Here is a 22,521-nt window from a genome sequence, read left to right as displayed (position 1 = left end):
TCCACGCGCTTGGAATTCCGCGCCATATTCCGTCCGGGCAGGGCCGCATGCCGGCCTCGCTCGGGTTCGCCGCTTTTGGCGGGCGGCGAAACCGTATAGCGTTCGACCCCAGAGGAAACGCCGCGAAGACGGCCATGAGGTCGCGCATGCTGGACCGGACGCAGGATATTTCGATCGCCGCACAGGCCTGGCTCGACGACTTCGAGCGCAACTTAAGCAGACCTGATCCCGCCACGATGGACCCGCTCTTTCTCGCCGACGGATTCTGGCGCGACGTGCTGGCGCTGAGCTGGAACCTGCAGACAATCGCGGGCCGCGATGCGATCACGCAGGAGCTGGCGGCGCGCGCGCCCAAGGCGACGCCGACCCATTTCGAGATCGCATCGAACCGGGCGCCGCCGCGCTGGGTGATGCGGGCCGGCACCAACTGCATCGAAGCAATCTTCAACTTCGAGACCGCGATCGGCCGCGGCAGCGGCATCATCAGGCTCGTGCCTGATCCTGCGGACGGAGACCGCCTGAAGGCATGGACGCTGCTGACCGCGCTCGATGAGCTCAAGGGCTTCGAGGAGCAGCTCGGCGCCTCGCGGCCCCGCGGCCAGGCCTATTCGCGCGACTTTCGCGGGCCGAACTGGCTCGACCTGCGCAATGCCTCGCGCGACTATGCCGACCGCGATCCGGCCGTGCTGGTGGTCGGCGGCGGCCAGGCCGGGCTCGCGATCGCGGCGCGACTGAAGCAGTTGAAGGTCGACACGCTGATCGTCGATCGCGAGGCGCGGATCGGCGACAATTGGCGCAAGCGCTACCACGCGCTGACGCTGCATAATCAGGTGCAGGTCAATCACCTGCCCTACATGCCCTTCCCGCCGAGCTGGCCGACCTATATCCCCAAGGACAAGCTCGCCAACTGGTTCGAAGCTTACGTCGATGCGATGGAGCTGAACTTCTGGACCGGCACGGAGTTCGAGGGCGGCTCCTACGACGAGGCCGACGGTCACTGGACCGTCACGCTTCGCCGGGCCGACGGCAGCCGGCGCACCATGCATCCGCGCCACATGATTATGGCAACCGGCGTCAGCGGCATCGCCAACATTCCCGAGATCCCGACGCTCGCCAATTTTAGGGGCACGCTGCTGCACTCCAGCCGCTACGAAGACGGCGAGAACTGGACAGGCAAGCGTGCCATCGTCATCGGCACCGGCAACAGCGGTCACGACATCGCGCAGGATCTGTATTCCAGCGGCGCCGAGGTGACGCTGGTGCAGCGCTCGCCGACGCTGGTCACGAACATCGAGCCGTCGGCGCAGCTTGCCTATGCGACCTATAACGAAGGGACGCTCGAGGACAACGATCTGATCGCGGCCTCGATGCCGACGCCCCTTGCGAAGAAGACGCATGTGATGCTGACCGAGAAATCGAAGCAGCTCGACAAGGAGCTGCTTGACGGCCTCGCGCGCGTCGGCTTCAAGCTCGACTTCGGCGAGGCCGGCACCGGCTGGCAGTTCAAGTACCTCACCCGCGGCGGCGGCTATTATTTTAACGTCGGCTGCTCCAACCTGATCGTCGAGGGCAAGATCTGGCTCAGGCAGTTCGACGACATCGAAAGCTTCGTCACCGAAGGGGCGCGGATGAAGGACGGCTCGACCATTACGGCCGATCTCATCGTGCTCTCCACGGGATACAAGCCGCAGGAATATCTGGCGCAAAAACTGTTCGGGGATGCCGTCGCCGACCGGGTCGGCCCGATCTGGGGTTTTGGCGACGGCTTCGAGCTGCGCAACATGTATGCACGGACAAAGCAGCCCGGCCTCTGGTTCATCGCCGGCAGCCTCGCACAATGCCGCATCAACTCGAAATATCTCGCGCTCCAGATCAAGGCGATCGAGGCAGGGATTTTGGGGCGGCACGTGAGCTCGGTTTGAACGCCATCGTCATTGCGAGCGCAGCGAAGCAATCCAGACCAGATCCACGGAAAGATTTTGGATTGGTTCGCTGCGCTCGCAATGACAGCGTGGAGAGGGCGTCGCGCTGACGGTCAAATTGAGGGAGATCACAATGCCAGCCATTCTCGGCAGCGGCGAGCATCGCTACCGTGTCGTCGAAAAGTTCGCGAAACTTCCCGACGGCTGGCAGCTCACCGACGTCGCCTCGGTCGCGGTCGACAGCAAGGATCGCGTCTACGTCTTCAACCGCGGCGCCCATCCGATGGTGGTGCTGGACCGCGACGGCAATTTCCTGCGCAGTTTTGGCGAAGGACTGTTCTCCCGTGCGCATGGCCTGCACATCGATGCCGACGACAATCTCTATTGCACCGATGACGGCGACCACACCGTGCGGAAATGCACCACCGACGGCAAGGTGCTGCTCACGATCGGCATCCCGGCAAAGCCGGCGCCGTTCATGAGCGGCGAGCCGTTCCACCGCTGCACCCACACCGCGCTGTCGCCGAAGGGCGAGATCTACGTCTCCGACGGCTATGGCAATGCGCGCGTGCACAAGTTCACCCCCGGCGGCAAGCTGATCAAAAGCTGGGGCGAGCCGGGCACCGATCCCGGCCAGTTCAACATCGTGCACAATATCGCGACCGATGCCGACGGCTGGGTCTATGTCGCCGACCGCGAGAACCATCGCGTGCAGGTGTTCAACGGCGAGGGCAAGTACGAGACGCAATGGAACAATCTGCATCGGCCCTGCGCGCTGTGCTGCTGCGGCGGGGCCAAGAGCCCGACCTTCGTCATCGGCGAGCTCGGCCCTGGCCTTGCCATCAACCGCAATGTGCCCAATCTCGGCCCCCGGCTGTCGATCGTCGATGCGCAGGGCAAACGCATCGCACGGCTTGGCGGCGAGGAGGGCCCGGGCGTTGCCAGCGGCAAATTCCTCGCGCCGCATGGCATCGCGCTGGATTCGAAAGGCGACATCTATGTCGGCGAGGTCGGCGTCACCAACTGGGAGACCAGCTTTCCGGACGAGGAGATGCCGACCGCGGTGCGCACGACGCGGTGCCTGCAGAAGCTGGAGCGGGTACGGGAGTAGCTGCCGCGGAAGGGTGATCACGACGCCGGGCGGGCGGTTCCGTACGCCCCCGGGATCGCGGCCTTTTGAGCATTCTTGCCACCCCGCCGCCGCATTGCTTGCGCTTGAATAAGTCGCTCAACGGGCTTCACAATCCCGTCACGCTGCATGTAGTATGTCAGTACATGCTGCTTCGCAGCGTATATTGGAGGCCGGGAGCGTTACTTGAACGCACATGTCTCGCAAGGCAGTTGGCCGGTGTTGGTGCTGAATGCGGACTTCCGGCCGCTGAGTTACTACCCACTGTCGTTGTGGTCGTGGCAGGACGCGATCAAGGCGGTGTTCCTCGACCGCGTCAATATCGTCGCTCATTACGATCAGGCGGTCCACAGTCCCACCCTGCAGATGCAGCTGCCGAGCGTCGTCTCGCTCAAATCCTTCGTCAAGCCGACCACCCACCCCGCCTTCACCCGGTTCAACGTCTTCCTGCGCGATCGTTTCGCCTGCCAATATTGCGGCTCGCCCGAAGACCTCACCTTCGATCACATCATTCCGCGCAGCAAAGGCGGCCAGACCACCTGGGAGAACGTGGTCGCGGCGTGCTCGCCGTGTAACCTGCGCAAGGGCAACCTCACCCCGGCGCAGGCAAGGATGTTTCCGCGCCAGAACGCGTTCGCGCCCACCGTGCACCAGTTGCACCGCAACGGCCGTCTCTTCCCGCCGAACTACCTGCACGACAGCTGGCTCGACTATCTGTATTGGGATACGGAGCTGGATCCGTAGGGGCGAGCCTCCGTGCCTTATCCCCGCTGCAAGGCAAGTGTCACGCCGCCGAGCGTGAGCGCCATCGCCATCCATTCACGCAGGCCCAGCGGCTCGCCCAGGATGATGGCGGCGGAGATCATGCCGATCACGGGAACGATCAGCATGCCGGTCGAGGCCGTGGTCGGTGGCAGGCGGCGCAGCGTCTCGAACCAGGTGACGTAGCAGATGCCCATCGGCACCAGCGTCATATAGACGAAGCAGCCGAGCCCCAGCGGGGTCATCGCAGTGATATCAGGACGCTCGAACAGGACGCCGAGGATCAGCATCGCGGCGCAGCCGAGACCGACCTGCCATGCGACGACGACCAGCGGCGGCATCGGCAGCGGCTTGCGGTTGAGCACGTTGCCGAGCGCGAACAGGATGGCGCAGAGCAGCGCCAGCACGATGCCGAGCAGCTTGTCGGCGCCGAACGCAAAGCCGTTGCCGCTCAGAAGCAGCGTGACGCCGGCAATGCCAAGGACGAGCCCGAAAATATCCCTTGCGGCCGGCCGCGTGTGCAGCACCGGCCAGGCGAACAGCATCGCCCAGATCGGCATTGTATAGGCGAGCAGAGCGCCCTCGCTCACGGTCACATACTTCATCGCGACCGTGCCGAGACCCATCCAGGCGAAGACGTTGGTGAAGGTCGCAAACAGCAGCCGCGGGACCGCCTCGCGCGGCACGGCGAATGATTCCTTCCGGCCCAGCACCAGAGCGCCGAGAATGAGCGAGGCGCAGATCCCGGCAAGGCCACGTGCGAACAAGGGCGGCCATTGCTGGAGCAGCAGCTTTATCAGCGGCCAGTTCAACGCCCAGCCGAACGCCGTCACACCGAGGCAGAGAGTGCCGATCGTCCTGTCGTGCCGCGCGGAAACCATGGATAGCGCTTAGCAGGCGGACGCCGGCCGCTCGACCTCGGCTGGTGCATGCGGCCATCGCGCAGGACGGAACCGGACCGCCTGGCGCTCGTTCAAATGGGAGCACACGCGTCGACGCGTGCCGCAGCGCAACCAGGGAGGCCATCATGCCTGCAGCCGAGAAAGATCATGTCTACAAGATCCTGGACCTGGTCGGATCGTCCGAGACCTCGATCGAGGACGCGATCAAGAACGCGATCAGCCGCGCGTCGAAGACCATTCGCGAGATGAAATGGTTCGAGGTGGTGCAGACGCGCGGCCACATCGAGAATGGCGCGGTTCGGCACTATCAGGTGACCTTGCGTGTCGGATTCACGCTGGAAGAATAACATCGGAGCGCGGTGACCTGCACTGATCCCGAATTGTCGTGCGTGCACGGGCGGGATATGACTCGGATAACGGCCGGATCTCCGGCCAATCCGCGAGTGCCGCCGTGACCGACGCAATCAAGCTCGTTCTGTTCGACATGGACAATGTCCTCTGCGCCTATGACAGGGCAAGGCGCGTCACCTACCTGGCAGAGATTGCGGGAGCGACCAGCGAAGCCGTCCACGCGGCGATCTGGACAGCGGATTCGAACTGCTCGGCGATTCCGGCGCGCTCGAGGCCGCCGACTATCTGCGACGCTTTGGCGAACGCATCGGCTATCCCCTCTCGCTCGCGGAGTGGGTGGAGGCACGGCGCCCCTCACTGCAGGCCGATCGCGCGATGCTGGAAATCGCCGGCAGCTTGCGCAAGTCCGTCAATGTTGCCGTCCTGACCAACAACACCACGCTGATCGCCGACCACATCGACACGCTGCTGCCGGAGCTGCGTCCGCTGTTCGGCTCCCGAATCTACGCCTCGGCCCAGTTCAAGAGGGCCAAGCCGGAACCGGACTGCTATCGCCTCTGCCTGTCGGAACTCGACGTGAGGCCGGAAGCCGTCCTGTTCGTCGACGACCTAGTCTAGCGGCCAACGTTGGCGGCGCGCGACAGGCGGGGCTGTTCGCGCATCACCACACGTCCGCGGAGGCTTTCAGGCAAGCTCTGGCGGCGCACGGCGTGCCTCTCGACTGAATCCGCGTTTTCGCGTTTCGTCACACCAGGTGACACGCCGCAAAATGCCCCGCCGCTCCCTCCTTCAGCGCCGGCGCACTCTCCGCGCAGCGCGGCTGGGCGATCGGGCAGCGGGTGTGAAAGTGACAACCCGACGGCGGCTTCATCGGGCTCGGCACGTCGCCCTTGAGACGGATGCGCTCGCGCTTGAGCTTGGGATCGGGGACCGGCACCGCCGACAACAGCGCCCTGGTGTAGGGATGCTGCGGGTTGCGGTAGAGGTCGCTCGCCTTCGCCAGCTCGACGATGCGGCCGAGATACATCACTGCGACGCGATCGGAGATGTGCTCGACCACCGAGAGGTCGTGCGCGACGAACAGATAGGTCAGGTTCAACTCGGCCTGCAGGTCTTCCAGGAGGTTGATGACCTGGGCCTGGATCGACACGTCGAGCGCGGACACCGGCTCGTCGCAGACGATCAGCTTCGGCTCGACCGCGAGCGCTCGCGCGATCACGATGCGCTGGCGCTGGCCGCCCGAGAATTCGTGCGGATAGCGGCGCATGTGCTCGGCCTTGAGCCCGACCTTCACGAGCAGGCTGGCGACGCGCTCCTCGCGCTCCTTGGCCGACGATCCGAGGTTATGGATGATCAAGGCCTCACCGAGGATGGCGCCGACCGTCATGCGGGGATTGAGCGAGGCGAACGGGTCCTGGAACACCAGCTGCATGTTCCGCCGCATCGCGCGCAGATCGTTTCCGCCGAGCTTGCGCACGTCCTGGCCGTCGAAGGTGACCTCGCCGTCGGTCGGCTCGATCAGGCGCAGCACGCAGCGTCCCGTCGTCGACTTGCCGCAACCGGATTCGCCGACGAGACCGAGCGTCTCGCCGCGATTGACCGAGAACGACACGCCGTCGACCGCATAGACGGTGCCGACCTGGCGCGACAGCAGTCCGCCAAGGACAGGGAAGTGTTTCTTCAGGCCGCTGACGCGCAGCAACGGTTCGCTCATGCCGCGCCTCCCAGACTGGCATCTCCCAAGTGACAGGCCATGCGATGGCCAGGCGCGATCTCGCGAAGCAGCGGCTCCTTCTCGCTGCAGACGTTCATGGCGAACTTGCAGCGCGGAGCAAAGCGGCAGCCGACCGGCGGATTGATCAGGATTGGTACCGAGCCGCCGATCGCCTCTAGCCGCGTCTTGTGCTCGCTGTCGAGGTCGATGCGCGGGATCGAGCGGATCAACCCTTGCGTATAGGGATGGCGGGGATCGCCGAAGAGCTCGTCGACGGCAGCCTCCTCCACCACCTTGCCGGCATACATCACGACGACGCGCTGCGCCGTCTCGGCGACGACCCCCATGGCATGGGTGATCAACATCACCGCCATGCCGAAGCGTTCCTTCATGTCCTGCAAGAGGTCGAGGATCTGCGCCTGGATGGTGACGTCGAGCGCGGTGGTCGGCTCGTCGGCGATGATCAGCTTCGGCTTGCAGGCGAGCGCCATCGCGATCATCACGCGCTGGCGCATGCCGCCGGAGAACTGATGCGGATAATTGTGCACGCGGCCTTCGGCATTGGGGATCTGCACCAGCTTCAGCATCTCGATGGTGCGTTCCAGCGCCTGCTTCCTCGTCACCGCCTCGTGGCGGCGCAAGCTCTCGGCAATCTGCTCGCCGATGGTAAGCACCGGATTGAGCGAGGTCATCGGCTCCTGGAAAATGAAGCCGATCTCCTTGGCCCGGATCTCGTCGAGCTGATTGCTCGTCAGCGGCACGAGATCGCGGCCCTCGAAGATGATCTGCCCCGCAGCGATACGGCCCGGCGGCATCGCGATCAGCTTCAGGATCGACATCGCCGTAACGGTCTTGCCGCAGCCGGATTCGCCGACGACGCAGAGCGTCTCGCCCCGGTTGATGGAGATATCGACGCCATCGACGGCCTGCAGGATGCCGTCGTCGGTGGAGAAATGGGTCTTCAGGCCCTTGATCTCGAGCAGCGGCGCCATCAGATCACCCGCCGCGCATCGAGCGCGTCACGCAGGCCGTCGCCGATGAAGTTGATGGCGACCACCGCGATGAAGATCGCGCCGCCCGGAAACAGCGCCCAGTGCGGGCCGATGTCGAGGAAGTCCTTGGCATCGTACAACAGCCGTCCCCAGGTCGGGGTATCAGGCGGGAAGCCGAGGCCGAGGAACGACAGCGTCGATTCCGCGATGATGGCAGCGGCGACATCGATGGTGCCGGCGATGATGACCGGGCCGAGCGCATTGGGCAGGATGTGGCGCACTACCTGCCGCACCGGGCTCGCGCCGAGCGCGCGCGCCGCTTCGACGAACTCTTTTTCGCGGATCGACAGGAATTGCGCGCGCACGAGGCGGGCGACCGGCATCCAGCGCAGTCCCCCGATCACGAGCACGATCAGGATGAAGATGCCGCCTTCGGGGCCGAACGCGACCTTCAGCCCGTCGCGGAAGAGATAAATGAGCAGCAGCAGCAGCGGCAGTTGCGGCAGCGACAAGAACAGATCGGTGAGCCACATCAGACCGTGCCCGAGCGCACCGCGCGACATGCCGGCGAGCGCGCCGATCAGCACACCGATAACGACCGAGACCAGCATCGCGGCAAGGCCGACCGCAAGCGAGATGCGTCCGCCATAGATCATGCGGGCGAGGATGTCCTGCCCGAGATCGTCGGTGCCGAACGGATGGGCCAGCGACGGCCCCTGCATGCCTGCGACGATGTCGATCTCGTCGATCCTGACCCGCCAGACGAACGGACCGAATACCACTGCCAGGACCAGAACCAGGAGCAGAAACGCGCTGACCACGGCAAGCTTGTGGCGGCTATAACGCCGCCACGTCTCGCGCCAGGGCGAGTAGACGCGCCGCTCAGCGGAAGGAGATGCGAGGGTCAAGCCAGCCATACAGGACGTCCGCGATGAGATTGAACAGGACCACAAGGCACGCGAAGACGAAGGTGACGGCCATCACCACCGGCGTGTCGTTGGAAAGGATGGACGAGATCAGCAGCGAGCCGATGCCGGGGATGCGGAAGATCTGCTCGGTGACGATGGCGCCGCCGAACACCGCGGGCATTTGCAACGCAATCAGCGTCACGACCGGGATCATGGCGTTGCGCATCACGTGCTTGACTATGACCGTGGCCTGACCAAGTCCCTTCGCACGCGCCGTGGTAACGTAGTCGAGCCTGATGACGTCGAGCATCGCCGAACGCACGAAGCGCGTCATCGACGCCGCCTGGAACAGGCCGAGCACCGCCACCGGCATGATCGCCTGACGGATCATCTCGAGCACCCAGTGAATGCCGGTCGCCTTGATGTCGGTGGTGTAGACGAATGGGAGCCAGTCCAGCGTGACCGAGAAGATCAGGATGAACAGAATGCCGGTGAAGAAGGTGGGCAGCGAGAAACCGACGAAGGCGAGCGTGTTCGCGATCTGGTCGAACAGCGAATACGGCCTCGTCGCGGCATAGACGCCGACGGGGATCGCGATCAGGAGCGCCAGGATCTGCGCCGAGCCGATCACATAGAGCGTGGCCGGCAGGCGCTGGAGGATCAGCTTGTCGACGTCCATCCGGCTGACGAAGGAGAAGCCCCAATCGCCGTGCAGCATGGCGTTGAGCCAGTGCAGGTAGCGGAGGTAAATAGGATCGTCGAGGCCGAACTTGGCCCGAAGCGCGGCCTGCACTTCGGGCGGTACGTTCGGATTCGTCGCCAGCTCAGAGAACGGATCGCCGGGGGCGAGCGCGAGCACGACGAACAGCACGACCGAAATTCCGAGCAGGCTCGGAATCGCGATCAGGAGGCGACGCAGGACGTATTGACTCATGAGGGAAGGCCCCGTCTAGCGCTGGGGGATCATTCCTCGCGGTACCAGTCGAACAGATTGTCGGTTTCGTTGGCCCAGCCCGAGATCACCGGACGCAAATTGTTCGCGGCCGCCTCCACCTTGAGACGATGCATCACGGGGATGAACACCGTGTCTTGCCACATCAGATCGTTGGCCTTGATATAGAGCGCCGCGCGCTTGACCGGATCCATCTCCATATCGGCAGCGTTGATCGCCGCGTCATAGTCCTTGTTGACCCAGCGCGGGAAATTGGTGCCCTGCCACTTGTTCTCCTTGGTCGCGACGCTGGTGGACAGGTAGCGGCGCATGTGCTGCGACGGATCCGGCTGGCTCAGCGGGATCTGGAACATCTCGATATCCGCGTAGAACTTGGGATAGGTGTCGGGATTGGCGACGTCGGAGGAGAAAAAGACCGAGGCGACGACCGACTTCAGCTCGACCTCAATGCCGGCCTTCTGACAGGCCTGTTTGACGATGGCCTGAGTCTTCTGGCGCGGACCGTTGATCGAGGTCTGGTAGAGAATCTTCAGCTTCTTGCCGTCCTTCTCGCGGATGCCGTCGGGACCGGGCTTCCAGCCGGCGTCGTCGAGCATCTTGGCGGCCTTCTCGATGTTGAATTCCCAAGACGTGTTCTTGGACACGAACTTCTCGGGGCCGTTGAGGAAGTTGGAGGTGGTACGGCCGGCGCGGCCGTAGATCGCCTTCTTGACGGACTCGCGATCGACCAGCAGGGACAGCGCCTTGCGCACGACGGGATCCGAGAACAGCGGATGCTTGGTCTTCATCGACGAACGCTCGCCGTCGACCTCGACGTTCGGATCGGTGAAATTGAGCGCGATGAATTCGGTGTCGCCGCCCACGGCATACACCGTCTTGCCCTTCCCGCCCTTTTCCAGGCGCAGCAGCACGTCGTCCTCGACCTGGATATTCCAGCCGAAATCATACTCGCCGGTCTGGATCACGGCGCGTGCAGCCGAAACGGCATCACCGCCGCCCTTCATCTCGATCGTGTCGAAATAGGGCCGGTTGGCCATGTGATAGTCGGGATTGATCACGCCGCGGATGAGATCGCCCGGCTTGAACTCGACGAATTTGTAGGGACCGGTTCCGACTGGAGAAAGGTTGGTCGGCGCTTCCCGCGACTTGCTGCCCGTGTAGTCGGCAAACAGGTGCTTGGGGAGAATCGTGTTCGGGGCTCCGACAAAGGCGTCCGCCCAGAACGGGGTCGGCTTCGGGAAACTGATCTTGACCGTGAGATCGTCGATCTTCTCGACAGTGAGGTCGCGATAGCTTGCGATGGTCACGGCCGCAGTGGCGGGATCCTTGATGTACTGCCACGTGAATACGACATCGTCGGCCGTGAACGGCTTGCCATCATGCCATTTCACGCCGGGTTTCAACCTCCACGTCACCGACTTGCCGTCGGCGGCGAGCAGGCCGTTCTGGATCGAGGGAATTTCGGTCGCCAGCACCAGCTTCATGTTGCCGTCCGGATCCCAGCAGGCGAGCGGTTCGTAGAACAGGCGCGAGCCGTCCTGGTCCTTGGTGCCGGTTGCGAAATGCGGATTGAGCAAGGTCGGCCCCTGCCACCACAACAGCTTCAGCGCACCGCCGCCGCCGCGTTTGGTCGGTTTATAGGTGGACGCGCCTTCCGCCATGGCGACGCCGCCGAGCGCGAGGATCTGGTTGGCCAGCGGTGCGGTCAGGCCAACGGCGGCCATGCGCTGGATGAAGGCGCGGCGGTCCATCCGCCCGTCCTTCACCTGGCCGATCATCGAACGCAGTTCTTTATCCAGCATGGTTGTCCCCCGTCTGGTTCCGACATGGATGCAGGCGGCCGCAGGAGGCGACCGCCGGGTTTGGCTGGCGGTAGATGGCACACCGAATGGGGTGCACGTCAACTGGGACCGTGTGTATGCAAACGGTCTTCTGGCTGTCCGTTGGGCAAAATCGCGTTCCGCAGCCCATCCGTTCGGCAATCCAGCATCAAAACATGCTGGATTGCACGCTGCACTGCGGAAAATTTGTTCGCCGGATCAAACGAAGTATCGAGGCGAAGTTCTATGCAACGGACATGTCGAGCGGCGGCGCGACGTGATCCGGCAGCGGACAGACATAGGGTGTCTTGGCCGTCCGCCTTTGAAGGTCCGCCTTGGCGGCCTTGATCAGCTCCGGTTCCGTCAGCGCCTTGATGCCGAGGCCGGCCATCGCCTTGGCCGCCTGCACCATGGCCTTGTGGGCATGCGGGCTCTTGCCCTGCGCCACCACCTGCCAGGTGTGGAACGGCGTGCCGATCGCAACCGTGGGTGCGTGAACCTGCACGGTCGGCACCACCCAGCTGACGTCGCCGACGTCGGTCGAGCCGACCAACGGGTTGCGCTTGGCGTCGAGCGGCACCAGGAAGTCGGCCAGCGGCCGATCGGTCGGCTCCATGCCGATCGCGTAATAGACGGACGCGATGTCCTTATCGCTGAGCGTCGCGCGGATCTGGCTGGCAAAACCCTTGTCCGCATCGTCGAAATGCGGCGGCCCGAGCTCTTCCATGACCCGGTGCAGCGCCTGCTCTAGTGGCGTGTTCGGCAGGATGTTGGAGACCGCGGAGATGATCTTCATTTCGACTTTGGTCTCGGTCATCAACGCGGCGCCCTGCGCGATCTTGGACACGCGCCCAACCAGCTCGTTCATGCCGGGAAGATCGCGAGCGCGGATCGAATAGCGCACCCGCGCATGCGCCTGCACCACGTTCGGCGCAATGCCGCCGGTATCGAGCAAAGCGTAGTGCACGCGCGCATCGCTCGGCATGTGCTCGCGCATGTAGTTCACACCGACATTCATCAATTCCACCGCGTCGAGCGCCGAGCGGCCGAGATGCGGCGAGGCGGCCGCATGCGAGGTACGGCCGGTGAAGATGAAATCCGCACGTGTGTTGGCGAGCGACGGCGTCACCGCGACTTCCCAGAAGCTGTGCGGATGCCAGGTGATGGCGATGTCGGCGTCCTCGAACGCGCCGGAGCGCACCATGAAGGCCTTGGCCGCGCCGCCTTCTTCGGCAGGGCAGCCGTAATAGCGCACGCGGCCGGGCACCTTGTTCTCGGCCAGCCAGTCCTTCACCGCAGTCGCGGCGAGCAGCGCGGCGGAACCAAGCAGATTGTGACCGCAGCCATGGCCATGGCCGCCGGCCTCGATCGGGCGATGCTCGGCAACACCCGCCTCCTGGCTGAGGCCCGGCAGCGCGTCGTATTCACCCATGAAAGCGATGACCGGACCGCCCTCGCCCCACTCGCCCATTACCGCGGTCGGAATGCCGGCGACGTTCTCGGCGATCCGGAATCCCTGATGGCGCAGCTCGGCGAGATGCTCGGCGGCGGACCGGGCCTCGGTGTAGCAGACCTCAGGCATGCCCCAGACCCTGTCGCTGAGGTCGATGAAGCGTGCCTTGATCGTATCGATGCCACGCCAGATGTCGCTGCGGTTGTCCATGCCTGTCGCCCGTGATCCCAAGGTCAAACGAAGCGGCAATGGTTAGCAGCTTCGCTATGCGGCACCTAGCATCCCGTCGGACAGCAGCCATGCGGCCGGTGCCGGATCGCACCGACGCCCCGAGCACGAGGTATGTTTCATGCCTTTCGAAGATTTCACGCGGCGTTCTCCGGAATAGTTGGCAACGAGGCTTTTAAGACGGCCTGCTCCGGCCTAAATTATGCTTGCTCGTCGTTCCGCAAGCCATGCCGGAGCGATGCTCTCAGCCAGGAGAACTCCATGCCCGCTCTGACCGAATGGAGAGTTCCGCCGGCGAACCAGCCGCGGGCGAGCGACTACAGCTTTGATCTCGACCGCGCCCTCGCATCCATCGTCGGCCTGCACGCCATCGTCCCGCCGGACGCCTTCAGCGCCGAGACTCTGGGCACCGAGCGCGCCGGCAATGGCGTCGTGATCGACGACGGGCTGGTGCTCACGATAGGTTATCTCATCACTGAGGCCGAGACGGTCTGGCTGCACCGCGCCGACGGACGCGTGGTGGAGGGTCATGCGCTCGGCTTCGATTCGGAAACCGGGTTCGGGCTGGTGCAGGCGCTCGGCCATCTCGACGTCGCGCCGCTGCCGCTCGGCTCGTCGGCAGCGACCCGGATCGGCGACCGCGTCGTGGTCGGCGGCGCCGGCGGGCGCACACGCTCGGTCGCGAGCCAAATCGTGGCCAAGCAGGAATTCGCGGGCTACTGGGAATATCTGCTGGACGAGGCCATCTTCACCTGTCCCGCACATCCGAACTGGGGCGGCACCGCCCTTCTCAACGAACGCGGCGAGTTGATCGGCATCGGCTCGCTCCAGCTCGAGCGCGAACGTGACGGCAAGGCCGAGCACGTCAATATGATCGTGCCGATCGACCTCTCGAAGCCGATCCTGGAGGACTTGCGCAATTTCGGCCGCGTCAACAAGCCGGCGCGGCCCTGGCTTGGGCTCTTCTCGACCGAGATCGACGGCCGCGTAGTGGTGATCGGGATCTCCGCCAACGGCCCGGCCGCCCGCGCCGAGCTCAAGACCGGCGACGTCATCCTCGCCGTGGACGGTGACAAGGTCACGAGCCAAACCGCCTTCTACAAGAAAATGTGGGCGCTCGGCACCGCCGGCGTCGACGTGCCACTCACCGTGCATCATGAAGGCGTCACCTTCGACGTCACGGTGACCTCGACCGACCGCTTCAAGCTCCTGAAGGCGCCGAAGCTGCACTGATCCAAAGGCTTGAGGTAGCGGGCGATGACCGAGGCTGTGGTGGACGACATCGTGGCCGTGCTGCCACCGCTGCTCAATGCGCTGGAAGCGCTCGGCTTCTTCCAGCGGCATTTGCACCCGCCCGCCTTCGCCTCGGTGATGAACGCAATCGGCACACCGGACGAGGCGCTGCAAGCGGCACGCGCGGCGATCGGCGACTGGCCTGAACAGTTCGCCGGCTTGCGCGAGCGGATCGATCGTGCCTGCGACGAGGCCCTCGCCGCCTTTGCCGGCATCCGCGAGGTCGAGCGTGGCAATGGCGATCTCGTCGCGGTGTTCCGGGCGCTGCGCCATGTCCCGCGCGCGCAGGAGGCGCTCTATCCGCTGGCGGTGCAGTTTCCGCCCGTGAGCAGCTTCTTTCTCAACGCCGCCAATCGCGAGAATCACGATCTGTTGTCGCGACTGGAAGTCGGCGCGAGCGAGCACACCGGCATCTTCCACGATCACAATGAGCCCGGCAGCCGTGGCGGCTTCTCGGCCTATGTGCCCGAATACTACATGCCTGGCCGGCCGATGCCGCTGGTGATGGCGCTGCATGGCGGCAGCGGCAACGGGCGCGGCTTTCTGTGGAGCTGGCTTCGCGACGCGCGCAGTCTTGGCGCGGTCCTTGTGGCACCGACTGCGACCGGTCCGACCTGGGCGCTGACGGGCAACGACACCGACACGCCGAACCTGATGCGCATCCTCGAGGCGGTGCGCAGCCGCTGGAGCATCGATGCCTCGCGCATGCTTCTGACCGGCATGAGCGACGGCGGGACCTTCTGCTACATCACCGGGCTGGACGGCGCCTCGCCCTTCACCCACCTCGCGCCTGTTGCGGCGACCTTTCATCCGCTGATGGTGGAAATGGCGGATGCAACGCGCCTGCGAGGCCTGCCGGTCTTCATTACTCACGGCAAGCTCGACTGGATGTTTCCAGTGCAGACCGCACGGCAGACGCAGGCGGCGCTCTCCGCCGCCGGCGCCAATGTCACCTATCGCGAGATCGGCGACCTCAGCCACACCTACCCGCGCGAGATCAATGCGGAAGTGCTACAATGGCTGAATGGAGAATGAACGACCTGTCCTTAGATGCGCCGCATGGCAGGGGAACCATCATTCCGGGCGGACGTTATCGCCCGTCACCGGAGGTTCGTCATGCAGACTTTTTTCGGAATGATCCTGGGCGCACTGCTGCTTGCGGGCGGCGTCTACGTCTATGATTCCATGCAGACCTCGTCGGTCGCCAATGGCGAGGTCGCGACCACCAATCGCACCATCGTGAACTGGGATGTCGCCAAGGCCGATTGGGACACATTGCGCGACCGCGCGCACAAGGACTGGGTCCGGATCTCGTCGAAGTAATATCGCCCCGACCATATGAATGAGGCGCCGTCGCGAACTCCGCGGCGGCGCCTTTGTGTCGACTGCGCTCGAAGAGACGCGTCAGTTCATCTTGGCCTTGCGGGCGTCGGCGATGACCTGCTCGAACTCGGCCATGCTGAGCACGCCGGGCACGCGGTACTTGCCGACGATGAAGGAAGGGGTGCCACGGAAACCGAAAGCTTCGGCCTGCTCGTTGTTGCGCTTGAGAATGGCGTCGATGTCCTTGGCGTGGCCGGTGAGATCGCGCTTCAACCGGTCCATGTCGACGCCGGCGGCCGCGAGCAGCTCGTTGATGCGCGGTTCTGTCAGGCGCGAGCTGACGCCCATCATGGCGTCATGGGCCTGATGGTACTTGTCCTGGAATTTCGCCGCCAGCGCAGTCCGCGCCGCCGTGACCGAAACCGGCCCGAGGATCGGCCAGTCCTTCATCACCAGACGCACCTTGCCATCGTCCTGGACCACCTGGTGCAGCTCGGGCTCGAGCTTGCGGCAATAGGGACAATTGTAGTCGGACCATTCGACGATCGTGATGTTGCCGTCGGGATTGCCTGCGACGGGCGTGTCGGGATCGCGCAACACCTTGGCCTCGGTCAGCACCTCGTCATCGCCGGTTGCAGCGCGTGCCGAGCCCACTGCACCGACTGCCAGAGCACCCGCCCCGATCAGCGCCAACGCGGCGCGCCGCGTCGCAACACCATTATTCCAAAATCCGGTCATATCTCGTCCCGTTCCGGCCCCATCTGCGTACATACGCCCGGGAATCGGCGTTTGTTACCGATCATATAGAGTGTTGCGACGATCGTGTCATCGCACCAATAGTGTCACCGCCAGAGGGACCAGGAACGAGGTCACCAAGGCGTTCAGGCTCATGGCGATGCCGGAAAACACGCCGGCAATCTCGTCGACCTGGAACGCGCGCGCGGTGCCGATGCCGTGCGCGGCAAGGCCGGCGGCAAATCCGCGAGCCCGGTAGTCGGTGATGCCGGTGCGGTTCATCAGCGGCGTCACGATGATGGCGCCCATAATGCCGGTGAGGATGACCGCGACCGCCGCCAGCGAAGGATCGGCATGCAGGGATTCGGCGATGCCCATGGCAACGCCGGCGGTGACTGATTTCGGCGCCAGCGACAGCACCACGTCGCGCGGCAGGCCGGCAAGCTCGGCCAGCAGCACGACCGACACCACCGCGGTGACCGAGCCCGCGACCAACGCCACCAGCATCGGAACGATCGATGACACCACGCGCTTGCGGTTCTCGTAGAGCGGGACCGCAAGCGCGACGGTCGCTGGCCCCAGCAGGAAATGCACGAACTGCGCCCCCGCGAAATAAGTCGTGTAGGAGGTGCCGGTCAACAGCAGGAACGCACCGATGATCCACATCGCGTGCAGCACGGGATTGGCCATCGGATGACGCCGCGTCGCCAGCGAGACCGCGTCCGTCGTTGCATAGACCAGCAGCGTCACGGTCAGCCAGAGCAGCGGCGATTGCGAGAGATAAACCCAGAGCGAGAACGGATTGTCCTTCATCGCGCGTCCTGTTGTTTCAGCAGGCGGCTGACGAGGCGAAAGGTCAGCACGGTCGCAAGCAGCGTGAGGACCACAGACAGCGCGAGCACGAGGATGATGGCGATGCCGTGAGACGCGAGCAGATCGAGCTCCTGCACAACGCCAACGCCGGCCGGCACGAATAACAACGAGAGATGGGCCAGCAGGCCCTTGCTCGCCGTCTCGACACCGTCATTGCGCAACGGCCCCTGCGCGAGCACCGCAAAGCGGTCGCGGGCGAGCAGCAGGACCAGAAGCAGCAGCAGACCGAGTACGGGTCCCGGCAACGGCAGGCCGAGACCACGCACGACGGCTTCGCCGATCAGTTGGCAGAGCAGGATGAGGCCGAGACTTGCAAGCATGACCATTGCATCAAGGGATGCGCCGGCACGCTTGTCAATCGCCGCTATCCGTCAGACGTGCGCGGCACGTCCGAGGCCGCAATGCGAGGCAGCATCGCCATCAAGGTCCCGGTCATGGTCGCAATCAGCGTGGTCTTGCCGTCATGTTCGGCAAAGGCCTTGGCCTCGCAGAAGGTCAGCGTGCGGCCGGGCTTGACGACTTCGGCCCTGAAGACGAAGCGGTCGCCCCGCGCCGGTGCAAGCAGCGTGGTCTTGAACTCGACGGTGAGGATGTCAGCCTCACGCGGCATCAGGGTGAAGGCGGCGACGCCGCAGGCATTGTCCAGGCCTGCCGTGATGATGCCGGCGTGGACAAAGCCATTCTGCTGCGTAAAGGCGGACGCGTATGGCATTGCCAGTTCGACCTGGCCCGGCACCAAGGAGACGATCGATATGCCCAGCGTGCGCATCGCCGGCTGGGCGGCGAACATCGCGGTCGCGGCAGTACGGTACTCGGGGATTTTCGGCCCGAATGTGGCCATCGCTCATGCCTCCGCCGGCTCGGAAAGGTGCTTCACGGCGATCTCTCGGATGGCATCGGCGAAGGGAGCGGACTTCCGCAATTGGCGGTCCATGTGCACGCCGGTGATCTCGCACGTCGCTGCGAGTTCGCCGGTCTCGGCATTCGTCATGTCGTGCCGGAAGCGGATCGACTTGTCGCGAAGCTCGAGCAGATGGCTGCGGATCTCGACGATGTCGCCGGCCAGCAGCTCGCGCCGGTAGGCGATGTTCTGCTGCACGGCGGCCATGCCGCGGCCGGAGCTGCGCAGATAGCTCGGCGTCAGGCCCAGGCGGGCGAACAGATTCCAGTTGGCCTCGTCGAACTTGCCGACATACCACATGATGTTCATGTGCCCGACATGATCGCATTGCCACGGATAGACCGTGCCCCGATAGGTCGCCTCCTGCTCCATCGCACTTCCTCCCGCAATTTCGTCTCTGATCGTTGATACGGTAGCGTATCAAACCCGTGTCGCGCTAGCAATACGGCACCGTATCAAGAATCGGCGGGCTTCCTTCATGAGTGACGGCAAGGGCGACGTCTGGGTCGAGGCCGGCTTTGCCGAACTCGCCCGCGCGGGGGTCGAGGGCGTGCGGGTCGAGGTGCTCGCCAAGAACCTTGGCGTCACCAAGGGCGGCTTCTACCGCCGCTTTGCCGACCGCGCCGCGCTGCTCGATGCCATGCTGGAGGGCTGGCGCGAGGGACGCGTCGCCGCAATCGCGCAGCAGACGAGTCTCGACGGGCAGGAACCCCGTGAGCGATTGAGAGCGGTGATCCAGCTCTATTCCGAGCGCCTCAATCCGGAGGGGATGGCAATCGAGCTCGCGATCCGGCAATGGGCCCGCTCGGACCAGAACGCCGCGGCGGCGGTGGCGAACGTCGACGCTGCGCGGCTCAAGCACGTCAGCGAGCTCTATCGCGCGACCGGCCTTGCGGCGGAGGAGGCCGAGGCGCAGGCCTTCTTGTTTTACTGCTTCATCTTCGGCCAGAGCTTGTTGTTCGTCGAGAGCGGTCCGCGCAAGCGGTCGCAGCTCGTGGTGAGATCGGCCGAGAAGCTGCTCGACTAGAGCCTTCCCGTTCCGATGGAATCGGAACGCGGCTCCAGCTTCTTGTTTTGACGTGTTTTCTTGACGCGAACCGCAGTCCACTTCGCTCGAAAACGCTCCAGGCGAAATGGCCGGAGCGCTGCTCCGGCCATCGTAACCAATTCGACGCTCAGGCGGCGCCCTTCAGCTTCTTAGTGCATTCGCTGTAATAGCCGCCGCCCTTCTGGATCCACTTCAAGCCGCCATTACCGTTGGTTGCCTTGTTGGCATTGTACTGGTCGACACAGGTGTGCAGCCGCGCCTTGCCGGGGGTCTCCTTGGCATATTTCGGATCGACTGCGTTCGGATAGACCGCCGGTCCGGCCGGCAGGGCCGGCGCGGCGGCGGGGGCCGCCCCCTTCGCCTGCTTCGGCTCGGCAGGAGCGGCTGGCGCAGCCGGAGCAGCTGCGGTCGGAGCAGCGGCGGGCGTCGCATCGGCACCGCACTGGGCCTTGCGGAAGTCATTCCACTTCATCGTCCCTAGCGAGCCGTCCTTCTTGGCGGCCTGGTATTTCGCGCTGCATTCCTGCGCAGTCAGTGCCTGCGCGGGCGCGCTCGCCAGCAATGCCGCGACACCGGACGCTGCAATCGCGCACAACAATCTCGTCTGAATGATCATCCCTGGGTCTCCTGCTTGGTCTTCCGACGGAAGTGAAACGAACATTGCTATCCTAGCGTGTCGGCCGCTTGCGACAAGGATGCGATCGCCATCGCCGTTAAAATATAGTGGTCCCGTCGCTCAACTCATTCATGTCGCGTTCAGCAATGCAGGCCGACCGTCCAGCCCTTCGTCATTCTTACAAGCAGAGTGCAACACATGACCTTCACGTCTCGCCTCGCCGTCGTCGCCCTCGCCTCCCTGCTCGCCACCGGCACCGCCTTGGCACAGACCGCAGCGCCGGCAGCCAAGACCGAGACAAGGACCGAAACAAAGACCGATGCCGCTGCCACCGCCGACAAGAAGGCGCCGAAGGAGCGTTCGGCCGAGTCGCTCGAATGCTCCAAGCAGGCGGACGCCAAGGGATTGAAGGGCAAGGAGCGCAGAAAGTTTCGCCGTGAGTGCAAGAAGGAGGCGAAGTCCGGCAGCGTCGCTCCTGCCGTTCCTGCCGCCCCCGCATCAGACAAGAAGTAAGTCCGTCACGATCCTCCGCGAGCATTCGCGAGAGGCGCGCGCATTGCGGCATGACGAGCCTGCAATTGTGCGCCACCCGCCGATTTGCGATAAGGTGGTGTGAAGCAGATCACCGCCTCCCTGACGTTCGAATGGCCGAGCCGTGCCAGCATATTGAGCACGATGGAGACGCTCGTCATCGGCACCGCCGGCGGCCTGGTGTTTCTCGTCGCGAACCTTCCCGGCGGGCTGATCTCGGGTTCGATGATCGCGGTCGGGATCGCGGCAATCGCCGGCCGCCAGCTGACGCTGCCGCCGATCCTGACCCAGACCGTGCTGGTGCTGCTCGGCATCTCGCTGGGCTCGGTGGTCTCGCGCCATCTGCTTCAGCAGGTCGGCGCCTATCCCCTCACCATCGGGCTGCTTGCGCTCGCCACCTTCTGCTCGACGTTCGGCTCGAGCTATTACCTCCAGCGCATCCATGGCTGGGACCGCACCTCGGCTTTCCTGGCCGGCAGCCCCGGCGCGCTGTCGCAGATCACGATCCTGGCGGTCGAGCGCGGCGCCGACCTGCCGGGCATTGCGGTGGTGCAGACCATGCGCGTCATCATCCTGACCGGCGCGCTGCCGATGGTGCTGGCGATTGCAGGCGTGGCGTCCTCCGCCGCGCCGTCCCTGACGACGACGATCGCCTCCCCGCTCGACCTCCTTGAACTGGCCGCGGCCTCGCTGGCCGCTGCGCTGGTCTTGCGGCTGATCAAGTTTCCGGCGAGCTGGATGTTCGGCGCGATGATCGCCTCCAGTGTGCTGCATGGTGCCGGATGGGTCGAGGGCGGCCTGCCGGACTGGGTGCGCGGCGTGGCGCTGATCGGTATCGGCGCGCTGATCGGCAGCCGTTTCGCGCGGATGCGAATCAAGACGCTCGCCGGCCACCTCAGCGCGGCACTGGGCTCGTTTGCCGTGGCCATCGCCGTCTCCGCCATCTTCGTCGGGATCGTGGCGCTGACCACGCAGGTCAAGTTCTCCGACGTCGTCGTCGCCTTCGCGCCGGGCGCGATGGATGCGATGCTGGCCCTGGCGCTGACATTGCACATCGACCCGATCTTCGTCGGCGCCCATCACTTGTCGCGTTTCGTCTTCGTGACCATCGCAACGCCGGGCATCGTGCATCTGTTCGGGCGCACGCAGGACGATGTGGATGACTAGGCCTTAGCGCTTCGTGGTCCGCACAAATCCCCACGCGGCGATCGCGGCCATCAGCAGCGAGATCAGCACGTTGTAGCCGGCGAGCGAAAGGCCGAGAAAGCGCCACTGCACCTCGTCGCAGCGCACCACCTTGACGGTGTCGAGCTTCGACAGCAGATCAGCAGCGCTGCCGAGATTGACGACAGGGCCGGAGCAATCGGTCGGCCCTTTCCAGAATCCCCATTCGACGCCGGCATGATAGGTGCCGAGGCCGGCATTAGCGAGCGTGGCCAGGGTGAGGATCGCGAGCCCCGCCAGCAGCAGCGGCCGCGGCGCGCCGCTCCTTGCCGCCAGCGCCGTGAGCGCGCCGAGCGGAATCGCGAGGTAATAGGCGTAGCGCTGCTCCAGGCACAGCGGACAGGGCAGGATCTCCAGCACGAGCTGGAAGAACCAGGCGCCGGCGATAGTGACTGCGGCGATCAGCGTGACCAGCAGCGAGGCGGTCAGCGCCGGGCCCGCACTGGCCTGCTTGAACGCTGGTATGGCAGCACTCTGGGTCGTCACGTCAGCCTCTTTCCGGTGGATCGCAGCCTTAAAGCCTCTAGCCCCGCCCCATGCGGCTGTCGAGAACGGCCGGGATCACTTTGGCGCGGGTTGACCCCGCTTTGTCCATGGCTATAGTCCGCCGGCTTCGCGACGCCCCCCTCAGGGCCGACCGAGGGCCCCTGTGGCGGAACTGGTAGACGCGCTCGACTCAAAATCGAGTTCCGCAAGGAGTGCTGGTTCGATTCCGGCCAGGGGCACCAGCCTTCGCTGCTTCGCAGCTACGGCTAGGCAAGCCACGCACAACTCCATCCGGGCGAAGCGGCGAAGGCTTGAGCCTCCCCTAAATCAGTGAACACCTATAGCTTAGGATAGTGAG

Annotated in this window: 26 protein-coding genes and 1 tRNA gene; 13 read left to right on the top strand and 14 right to left on the bottom strand. The window is 64.6% G+C overall.

Annotated elements, in window-relative coordinates; translation table 11 throughout:
* Positions 1-146: 146 nt before the first annotated feature.
* The 3 genes from EHH60_RS21040 to EHH60_RS21025 all read left to right on the top strand — a co-directional run bounded on the left by EHH60_RS21040 (position 147) and on the right by EHH60_RS21025 (position 3,795).
* Positions 147-1,922, top strand: coding sequence for a flavin-containing monooxygenase (locus tag EHH60_RS21040; RefSeq protein ID WP_124161349.1), 1,776 nt, complete (start codon positions 147-149; stop codon positions 1,920-1,922).
* 133 nt (positions 1,923-2,055) lie between these two features.
* Entirely contained in the window at positions 2,056-3,033 is a 978-nt protein-coding gene (locus EHH60_RS21030) for a peptidyl-alpha-hydroxyglycine alpha-amidating lyase family protein (RefSeq protein ID WP_124161347.1), read from the top strand.
* Between the two features lie 204 nt (positions 3,034-3,237).
* Positions 3,238-3,795, top strand: coding sequence for an HNH endonuclease (locus tag EHH60_RS21025; RefSeq protein ID WP_061880676.1), 558 nt, complete (start codon positions 3,238-3,240; stop codon positions 3,793-3,795).
* Positions 3,796-3,812: 17 nt separating this feature from the next.
* Here EHH60_RS21025 and EHH60_RS21020 read toward each other — a convergent pair whose 3' ends face one another.
* A complete protein-coding gene (locus EHH60_RS21020; protein ID WP_124161346.1) occupies positions 3,813-4,694 on the bottom strand; it encodes a DMT family transporter in 882 nt (293 codons plus the stop codon).
* Between the two features lie 146 nt (positions 4,695-4,840).
* Here EHH60_RS21020 and EHH60_RS21015 point away from each other — a divergent pair, with 146 nt between their 5' ends.
* Entirely contained in the window at positions 4,841-5,062 is a 222-nt protein-coding gene (locus EHH60_RS21015) for a dodecin (RefSeq protein ID WP_124161345.1), read from the top strand.
* A gap of 379 nt (positions 5,063-5,441) precedes the next feature.
* A complete protein-coding gene (locus EHH60_RS38095) occupies positions 5,442-5,684 on the top strand; it encodes an HAD-IA family hydrolase (protein ID WP_245454546.1) in 243 nt (80 codons plus the stop codon).
* 127 nt (positions 5,685-5,811) lie between these two features.
* On the opposite strand, the gene EHH60_RS21005 is transcribed toward EHH60_RS38095, so the two are convergent.
* From EHH60_RS21005 to EHH60_RS20985, 5 genes are read right to left on the bottom strand one after another with little or no spacing between them, the layout of a single operon-like run.
* Positions 5,812-6,780, bottom strand: coding sequence for an ABC transporter ATP-binding protein (locus tag EHH60_RS21005; protein WP_124161344.1), 969 nt, complete (start codon positions 6,778-6,780; stop codon positions 5,812-5,814).
* Positions 6,777-7,772, bottom strand: a complete 996-nt coding sequence (locus tag EHH60_RS21000; RefSeq protein WP_124161343.1) for an ABC transporter ATP-binding protein — start codon at positions 7,770-7,772, stop codon at positions 6,777-6,779. The genes EHH60_RS21005 and EHH60_RS21000 overlap by 4 nt, the downstream gene beginning before the upstream one ends.
* Positions 7,772-8,689 carry an ABC transporter permease gene (locus EHH60_RS20995; RefSeq protein WP_124161342.1) on the bottom strand — a complete coding sequence of 306 codons (918 nt, stop codon included), beginning with the start codon at positions 8,687-8,689 and terminating at the stop codon, positions 7,772-7,774. The genes EHH60_RS21000 and EHH60_RS20995 overlap by 1 nt, the downstream gene beginning before the upstream one ends.
* Entirely contained in the window at positions 8,655-9,614 is a 960-nt protein-coding gene (locus EHH60_RS20990) for an ABC transporter permease (protein ID WP_124161341.1), read from the bottom strand. The genes EHH60_RS20995 and EHH60_RS20990 overlap by 35 nt, the downstream gene beginning before the upstream one ends.
* A 29-nt stretch (positions 9,615-9,643) precedes the next feature.
* Positions 9,644-11,434, bottom strand: a complete 1,791-nt coding sequence (locus tag EHH60_RS20985; RefSeq protein ID WP_124161340.1) for a peptide ABC transporter substrate-binding protein — start codon at positions 11,432-11,434, stop codon at positions 9,644-9,646.
* Positions 11,435-11,550: 116 nt separating this feature from the next.
* On the opposite strand from EHH60_RS20985, the gene EHH60_RS20980 reads away from it, so the two are divergent.
* Positions 11,551-11,733, top strand: coding sequence for a hypothetical protein (locus EHH60_RS20980; protein ID WP_124161339.1), 183 nt, complete (start codon positions 11,551-11,553; stop codon positions 11,731-11,733).
* Here the strand turns inward: EHH60_RS20980 and EHH60_RS20975 are convergent.
* A complete protein-coding gene (locus EHH60_RS20975) occupies positions 11,697-13,115 on the bottom strand; it encodes a M20 family metallopeptidase (RefSeq protein ID WP_124161338.1) in 1,419 nt (472 codons plus the stop codon). The two genes, EHH60_RS20980 and EHH60_RS20975, sit on opposite strands and share 37 nt — an antisense overlap.
* A gap of 279 nt (positions 13,116-13,394) precedes the next feature.
* On the opposite strand from EHH60_RS20975, the gene EHH60_RS20970 reads away from it, so the two are divergent.
* The 3 genes from EHH60_RS20970 (at position 13,395) to EHH60_RS20960 (ending at position 15,749) form a co-directional block, all read left to right on the top strand.
* Complete coding sequence (locus EHH60_RS20970; protein ID WP_124161337.1) at positions 13,395-14,366, top strand: S1C family serine protease; 972 nt, start codon at positions 13,395-13,397, stop codon at positions 14,364-14,366.
* Between the two features lie 24 nt (positions 14,367-14,390).
* On the top strand, positions 14,391-15,461 hold the full coding sequence (locus EHH60_RS20965) for a carboxylesterase family protein (RefSeq protein WP_124161336.1): 1,071 nt from the start codon (positions 14,391-14,393) through the stop codon (positions 15,459-15,461).
* Positions 15,462-15,542: 81 nt separating this feature from the next.
* Positions 15,543-15,749 (top strand): hypothetical protein, encoded by a 207-nt coding sequence (locus EHH60_RS20960; RefSeq protein ID WP_124161335.1) that lies wholly within the window; start codon positions 15,543-15,545, stop codon positions 15,747-15,749.
* An 81-nt stretch (positions 15,750-15,830) separates the two neighbouring features.
* On the opposite strand, the gene EHH60_RS20955 is transcribed toward EHH60_RS20960, so the two are convergent.
* The 5 genes from EHH60_RS20955 to EHH60_RS20935 all read right to left on the bottom strand — a co-directional run bounded on the left by EHH60_RS20955 (position 15,831) and on the right by EHH60_RS20935 (position 18,630).
* Complete coding sequence (locus EHH60_RS20955; RefSeq protein ID WP_199751683.1) at positions 15,831-16,487, bottom strand: DsbA family protein; 657 nt, start codon at positions 16,485-16,487, stop codon at positions 15,831-15,833.
* 87 nt (positions 16,488-16,574) lie between these two features.
* Complete coding sequence (locus EHH60_RS20950; RefSeq protein ID WP_124161333.1) at positions 16,575-17,297, bottom strand: LrgB family protein; 723 nt, start codon at positions 17,295-17,297, stop codon at positions 16,575-16,577.
* Positions 17,294-17,677: a CidA/LrgA family protein gene (locus tag EHH60_RS20945; RefSeq protein WP_124161332.1), complete on the bottom strand. Its 384-nt coding sequence runs from the start codon at positions 17,675-17,677 to the stop codon at positions 17,294-17,296. Before EHH60_RS20945 ends, EHH60_RS20950 begins: the two co-directional genes overlap by 4 nt.
* Before the next feature lie 44 nt (positions 17,678-17,721).
* Positions 17,722-18,198, bottom strand: coding sequence for a PaaI family thioesterase (locus EHH60_RS20940; protein WP_124161331.1), 477 nt, complete (start codon positions 18,196-18,198; stop codon positions 17,722-17,724).
* A gap of 3 nt (positions 18,199-18,201) precedes the next feature.
* On the bottom strand, positions 18,202-18,630 hold the full coding sequence (locus EHH60_RS20935; RefSeq protein WP_124161330.1) for an acyl-CoA thioesterase: 429 nt from the start codon (positions 18,628-18,630) through the stop codon (positions 18,202-18,204).
* Positions 18,631-18,736: 106 nt separating this feature from the next.
* On the opposite strand from EHH60_RS20935, the gene EHH60_RS20930 reads away from it, so the two are divergent.
* Entirely contained in the window at positions 18,737-19,285 is a 549-nt protein-coding gene (locus EHH60_RS20930; protein WP_124161329.1) for a TetR/AcrR family transcriptional regulator, read from the top strand.
* Positions 19,286-19,433: 148 nt separating this feature from the next.
* Here the strand turns inward: EHH60_RS20930 and EHH60_RS20925 are convergent, their stop codons facing one another.
* Positions 19,434-19,922, bottom strand: coding sequence for a hypothetical protein (locus tag EHH60_RS20925; protein ID WP_124161328.1), 489 nt, complete (start codon positions 19,920-19,922; stop codon positions 19,434-19,436).
* A gap of 198 nt (positions 19,923-20,120) precedes the next feature.
* On the opposite strand from EHH60_RS20925, the gene EHH60_RS20920 reads away from it, so the two are divergent.
* The gene (locus EHH60_RS20920; RefSeq protein WP_124161327.1) at positions 20,121-20,435 is read left to right on the top strand and encodes a PsiF family protein; all 315 of its coding nucleotides are present in this window, start codon (positions 20,121-20,123) and stop codon (positions 20,433-20,435) included.
* 99 nt (positions 20,436-20,534) lie between these two features.
* Positions 20,535-21,620: an AbrB family transcriptional regulator gene (locus tag EHH60_RS20915; RefSeq protein WP_124161326.1), complete on the top strand. Its 1,086-nt coding sequence runs from the start codon at positions 20,535-20,537 to the stop codon at positions 21,618-21,620.
* Between the two features lie 3 nt (positions 21,621-21,623).
* On the opposite strand, the gene EHH60_RS20910 is transcribed toward EHH60_RS20915, so the two are convergent.
* Positions 21,624-22,163, bottom strand: coding sequence for a disulfide bond formation protein B (locus EHH60_RS20910; RefSeq protein WP_124161325.1), 540 nt, complete (start codon positions 22,161-22,163; stop codon positions 21,624-21,626).
* Positions 22,164-22,320: 157 nt separating this feature from the next.
* On the opposite strand from EHH60_RS20910, the gene EHH60_RS20905 reads away from it, so the two are divergent.
* Positions 22,321-22,405: transfer RNA gene (locus tag EHH60_RS20905), tRNA-Leu, on the top strand.
* The last annotated feature ends 116 nt before the right edge of the window (positions 22,406-22,521 follow it).

It is taken from the genome of Bradyrhizobium sp. RP6, assembly GCF_003837805.1.
Lineage (GTDB): Bacteria > Pseudomonadota > Alphaproteobacteria > Rhizobiales > Xanthobacteraceae > Bradyrhizobium.
Note: the sequence above shows the minus strand (reverse complement) of the source record. Positions and strands in the feature narration are given on the sequence as shown.

What these genes read in the sequence shown, in the direction of transcription:
- EHH60_RS38095 (WP_245454546.1), top strand. Translation starts at nt 5,442, where the DNA reads ATGCTGGAAATCGCCGGCAGCTTGCGCAAGTCCGTCAATGTTGCCGTC.
- EHH60_RS20980 (WP_124161339.1), top strand. Translation starts at nt 11,551, where the DNA reads ATGCAAACGGTCTTCTGGCTGTCCGTTGGGCAAAATCGCGTTCCGCAG.
- EHH60_RS20945 (WP_124161332.1), bottom strand. Translation starts at nt 17,677, where the DNA reads ATGCTTGCAAGTCTCGGCCTCATCCTGCTCTGCCAACTGATCGGCGAA.
- EHH60_RS20935 (WP_124161330.1), bottom strand. Translation starts at nt 18,630, where the DNA reads ATGGAGCAGGAGGCGACCTATCGGGGCACGGTCTATCCGTGGCAATGC.
- EHH60_RS20965 (WP_124161336.1), top strand. Translation starts at nt 14,391, where the DNA reads ATGACCGAGGCTGTGGTGGACGACATCGTGGCCGTGCTGCCACCGCTG.
- EHH60_RS20955 (WP_199751683.1), bottom strand. Translation starts at nt 16,487, where the DNA reads ATGACCGGATTTTGGAATAATGGTGTTGCGACGCGGCGCGCCGCGTTG.
- EHH60_RS20975 (WP_124161338.1), bottom strand. Translation starts at nt 13,115, where the DNA reads ATGGACAACCGCAGCGACATCTGGCGTGGCATCGATACGATCAAGGCA.
- EHH60_RS21030 (WP_124161347.1), top strand. Translation starts at nt 2,056, where the DNA reads ATGCCAGCCATTCTCGGCAGCGGCGAGCATCGCTACCGTGTCGTCGAA.
- EHH60_RS20985 (WP_124161340.1), bottom strand. Translation starts at nt 11,434, where the DNA reads ATGCTGGATAAAGAACTGCGTTCGATGATCGGCCAGGTGAAGGACGGG.
- EHH60_RS21015 (WP_124161345.1), top strand. Translation starts at nt 4,841, where the DNA reads ATGCCTGCAGCCGAGAAAGATCATGTCTACAAGATCCTGGACCTGGTC.
- EHH60_RS20940 (WP_124161331.1), bottom strand. Translation starts at nt 18,198, where the DNA reads ATGGCCACATTCGGGCCGAAAATCCCCGAGTACCGTACTGCCGCGACC.
- EHH60_RS20925 (WP_124161328.1), bottom strand. Translation starts at nt 19,922, where the DNA reads ATGATCATTCAGACGAGATTGTTGTGCGCGATTGCAGCGTCCGGTGTC.
- EHH60_RS20950 (WP_124161333.1), bottom strand. Translation starts at nt 17,297, where the DNA reads ATGAAGGACAATCCGTTCTCGCTCTGGGTTTATCTCTCGCAATCGCCG.
- EHH60_RS20920 (WP_124161327.1), top strand. Translation starts at nt 20,121, where the DNA reads ATGACCTTCACGTCTCGCCTCGCCGTCGTCGCCCTCGCCTCCCTGCTC.
- EHH60_RS20990 (WP_124161341.1), bottom strand. Translation starts at nt 9,614, where the DNA reads ATGAGTCAATACGTCCTGCGTCGCCTCCTGATCGCGATTCCGAGCCTG.
- EHH60_RS21000 (WP_124161343.1), bottom strand. Translation starts at nt 7,772, where the DNA reads ATGGCGCCGCTGCTCGAGATCAAGGGCCTGAAGACCCATTTCTCCACC.
- EHH60_RS21020 (WP_124161346.1), bottom strand. Translation starts at nt 4,694, where the DNA reads ATGGTTTCCGCGCGGCACGACAGGACGATCGGCACTCTCTGCCTCGGT.
- EHH60_RS20930 (WP_124161329.1), top strand. Translation starts at nt 18,737, where the DNA reads ATGAGTGACGGCAAGGGCGACGTCTGGGTCGAGGCCGGCTTTGCCGAA.
- EHH60_RS21040 (WP_124161349.1), top strand. Translation starts at nt 147, where the DNA reads ATGCTGGACCGGACGCAGGATATTTCGATCGCCGCACAGGCCTGGCTC.
- EHH60_RS20970 (WP_124161337.1), top strand. Translation starts at nt 13,395, where the DNA reads ATGCCCGCTCTGACCGAATGGAGAGTTCCGCCGGCGAACCAGCCGCGG.
- EHH60_RS21005 (WP_124161344.1), bottom strand. Translation starts at nt 6,780, where the DNA reads ATGAGCGAACCGTTGCTGCGCGTCAGCGGCCTGAAGAAACACTTCCCT.
- EHH60_RS20995 (WP_124161342.1), bottom strand. Translation starts at nt 8,689, where the DNA reads ATGGCTGGCTTGACCCTCGCATCTCCTTCCGCTGAGCGGCGCGTCTAC.
- EHH60_RS20960 (WP_124161335.1), top strand. Translation starts at nt 15,543, where the DNA reads ATGCAGACTTTTTTCGGAATGATCCTGGGCGCACTGCTGCTTGCGGGC.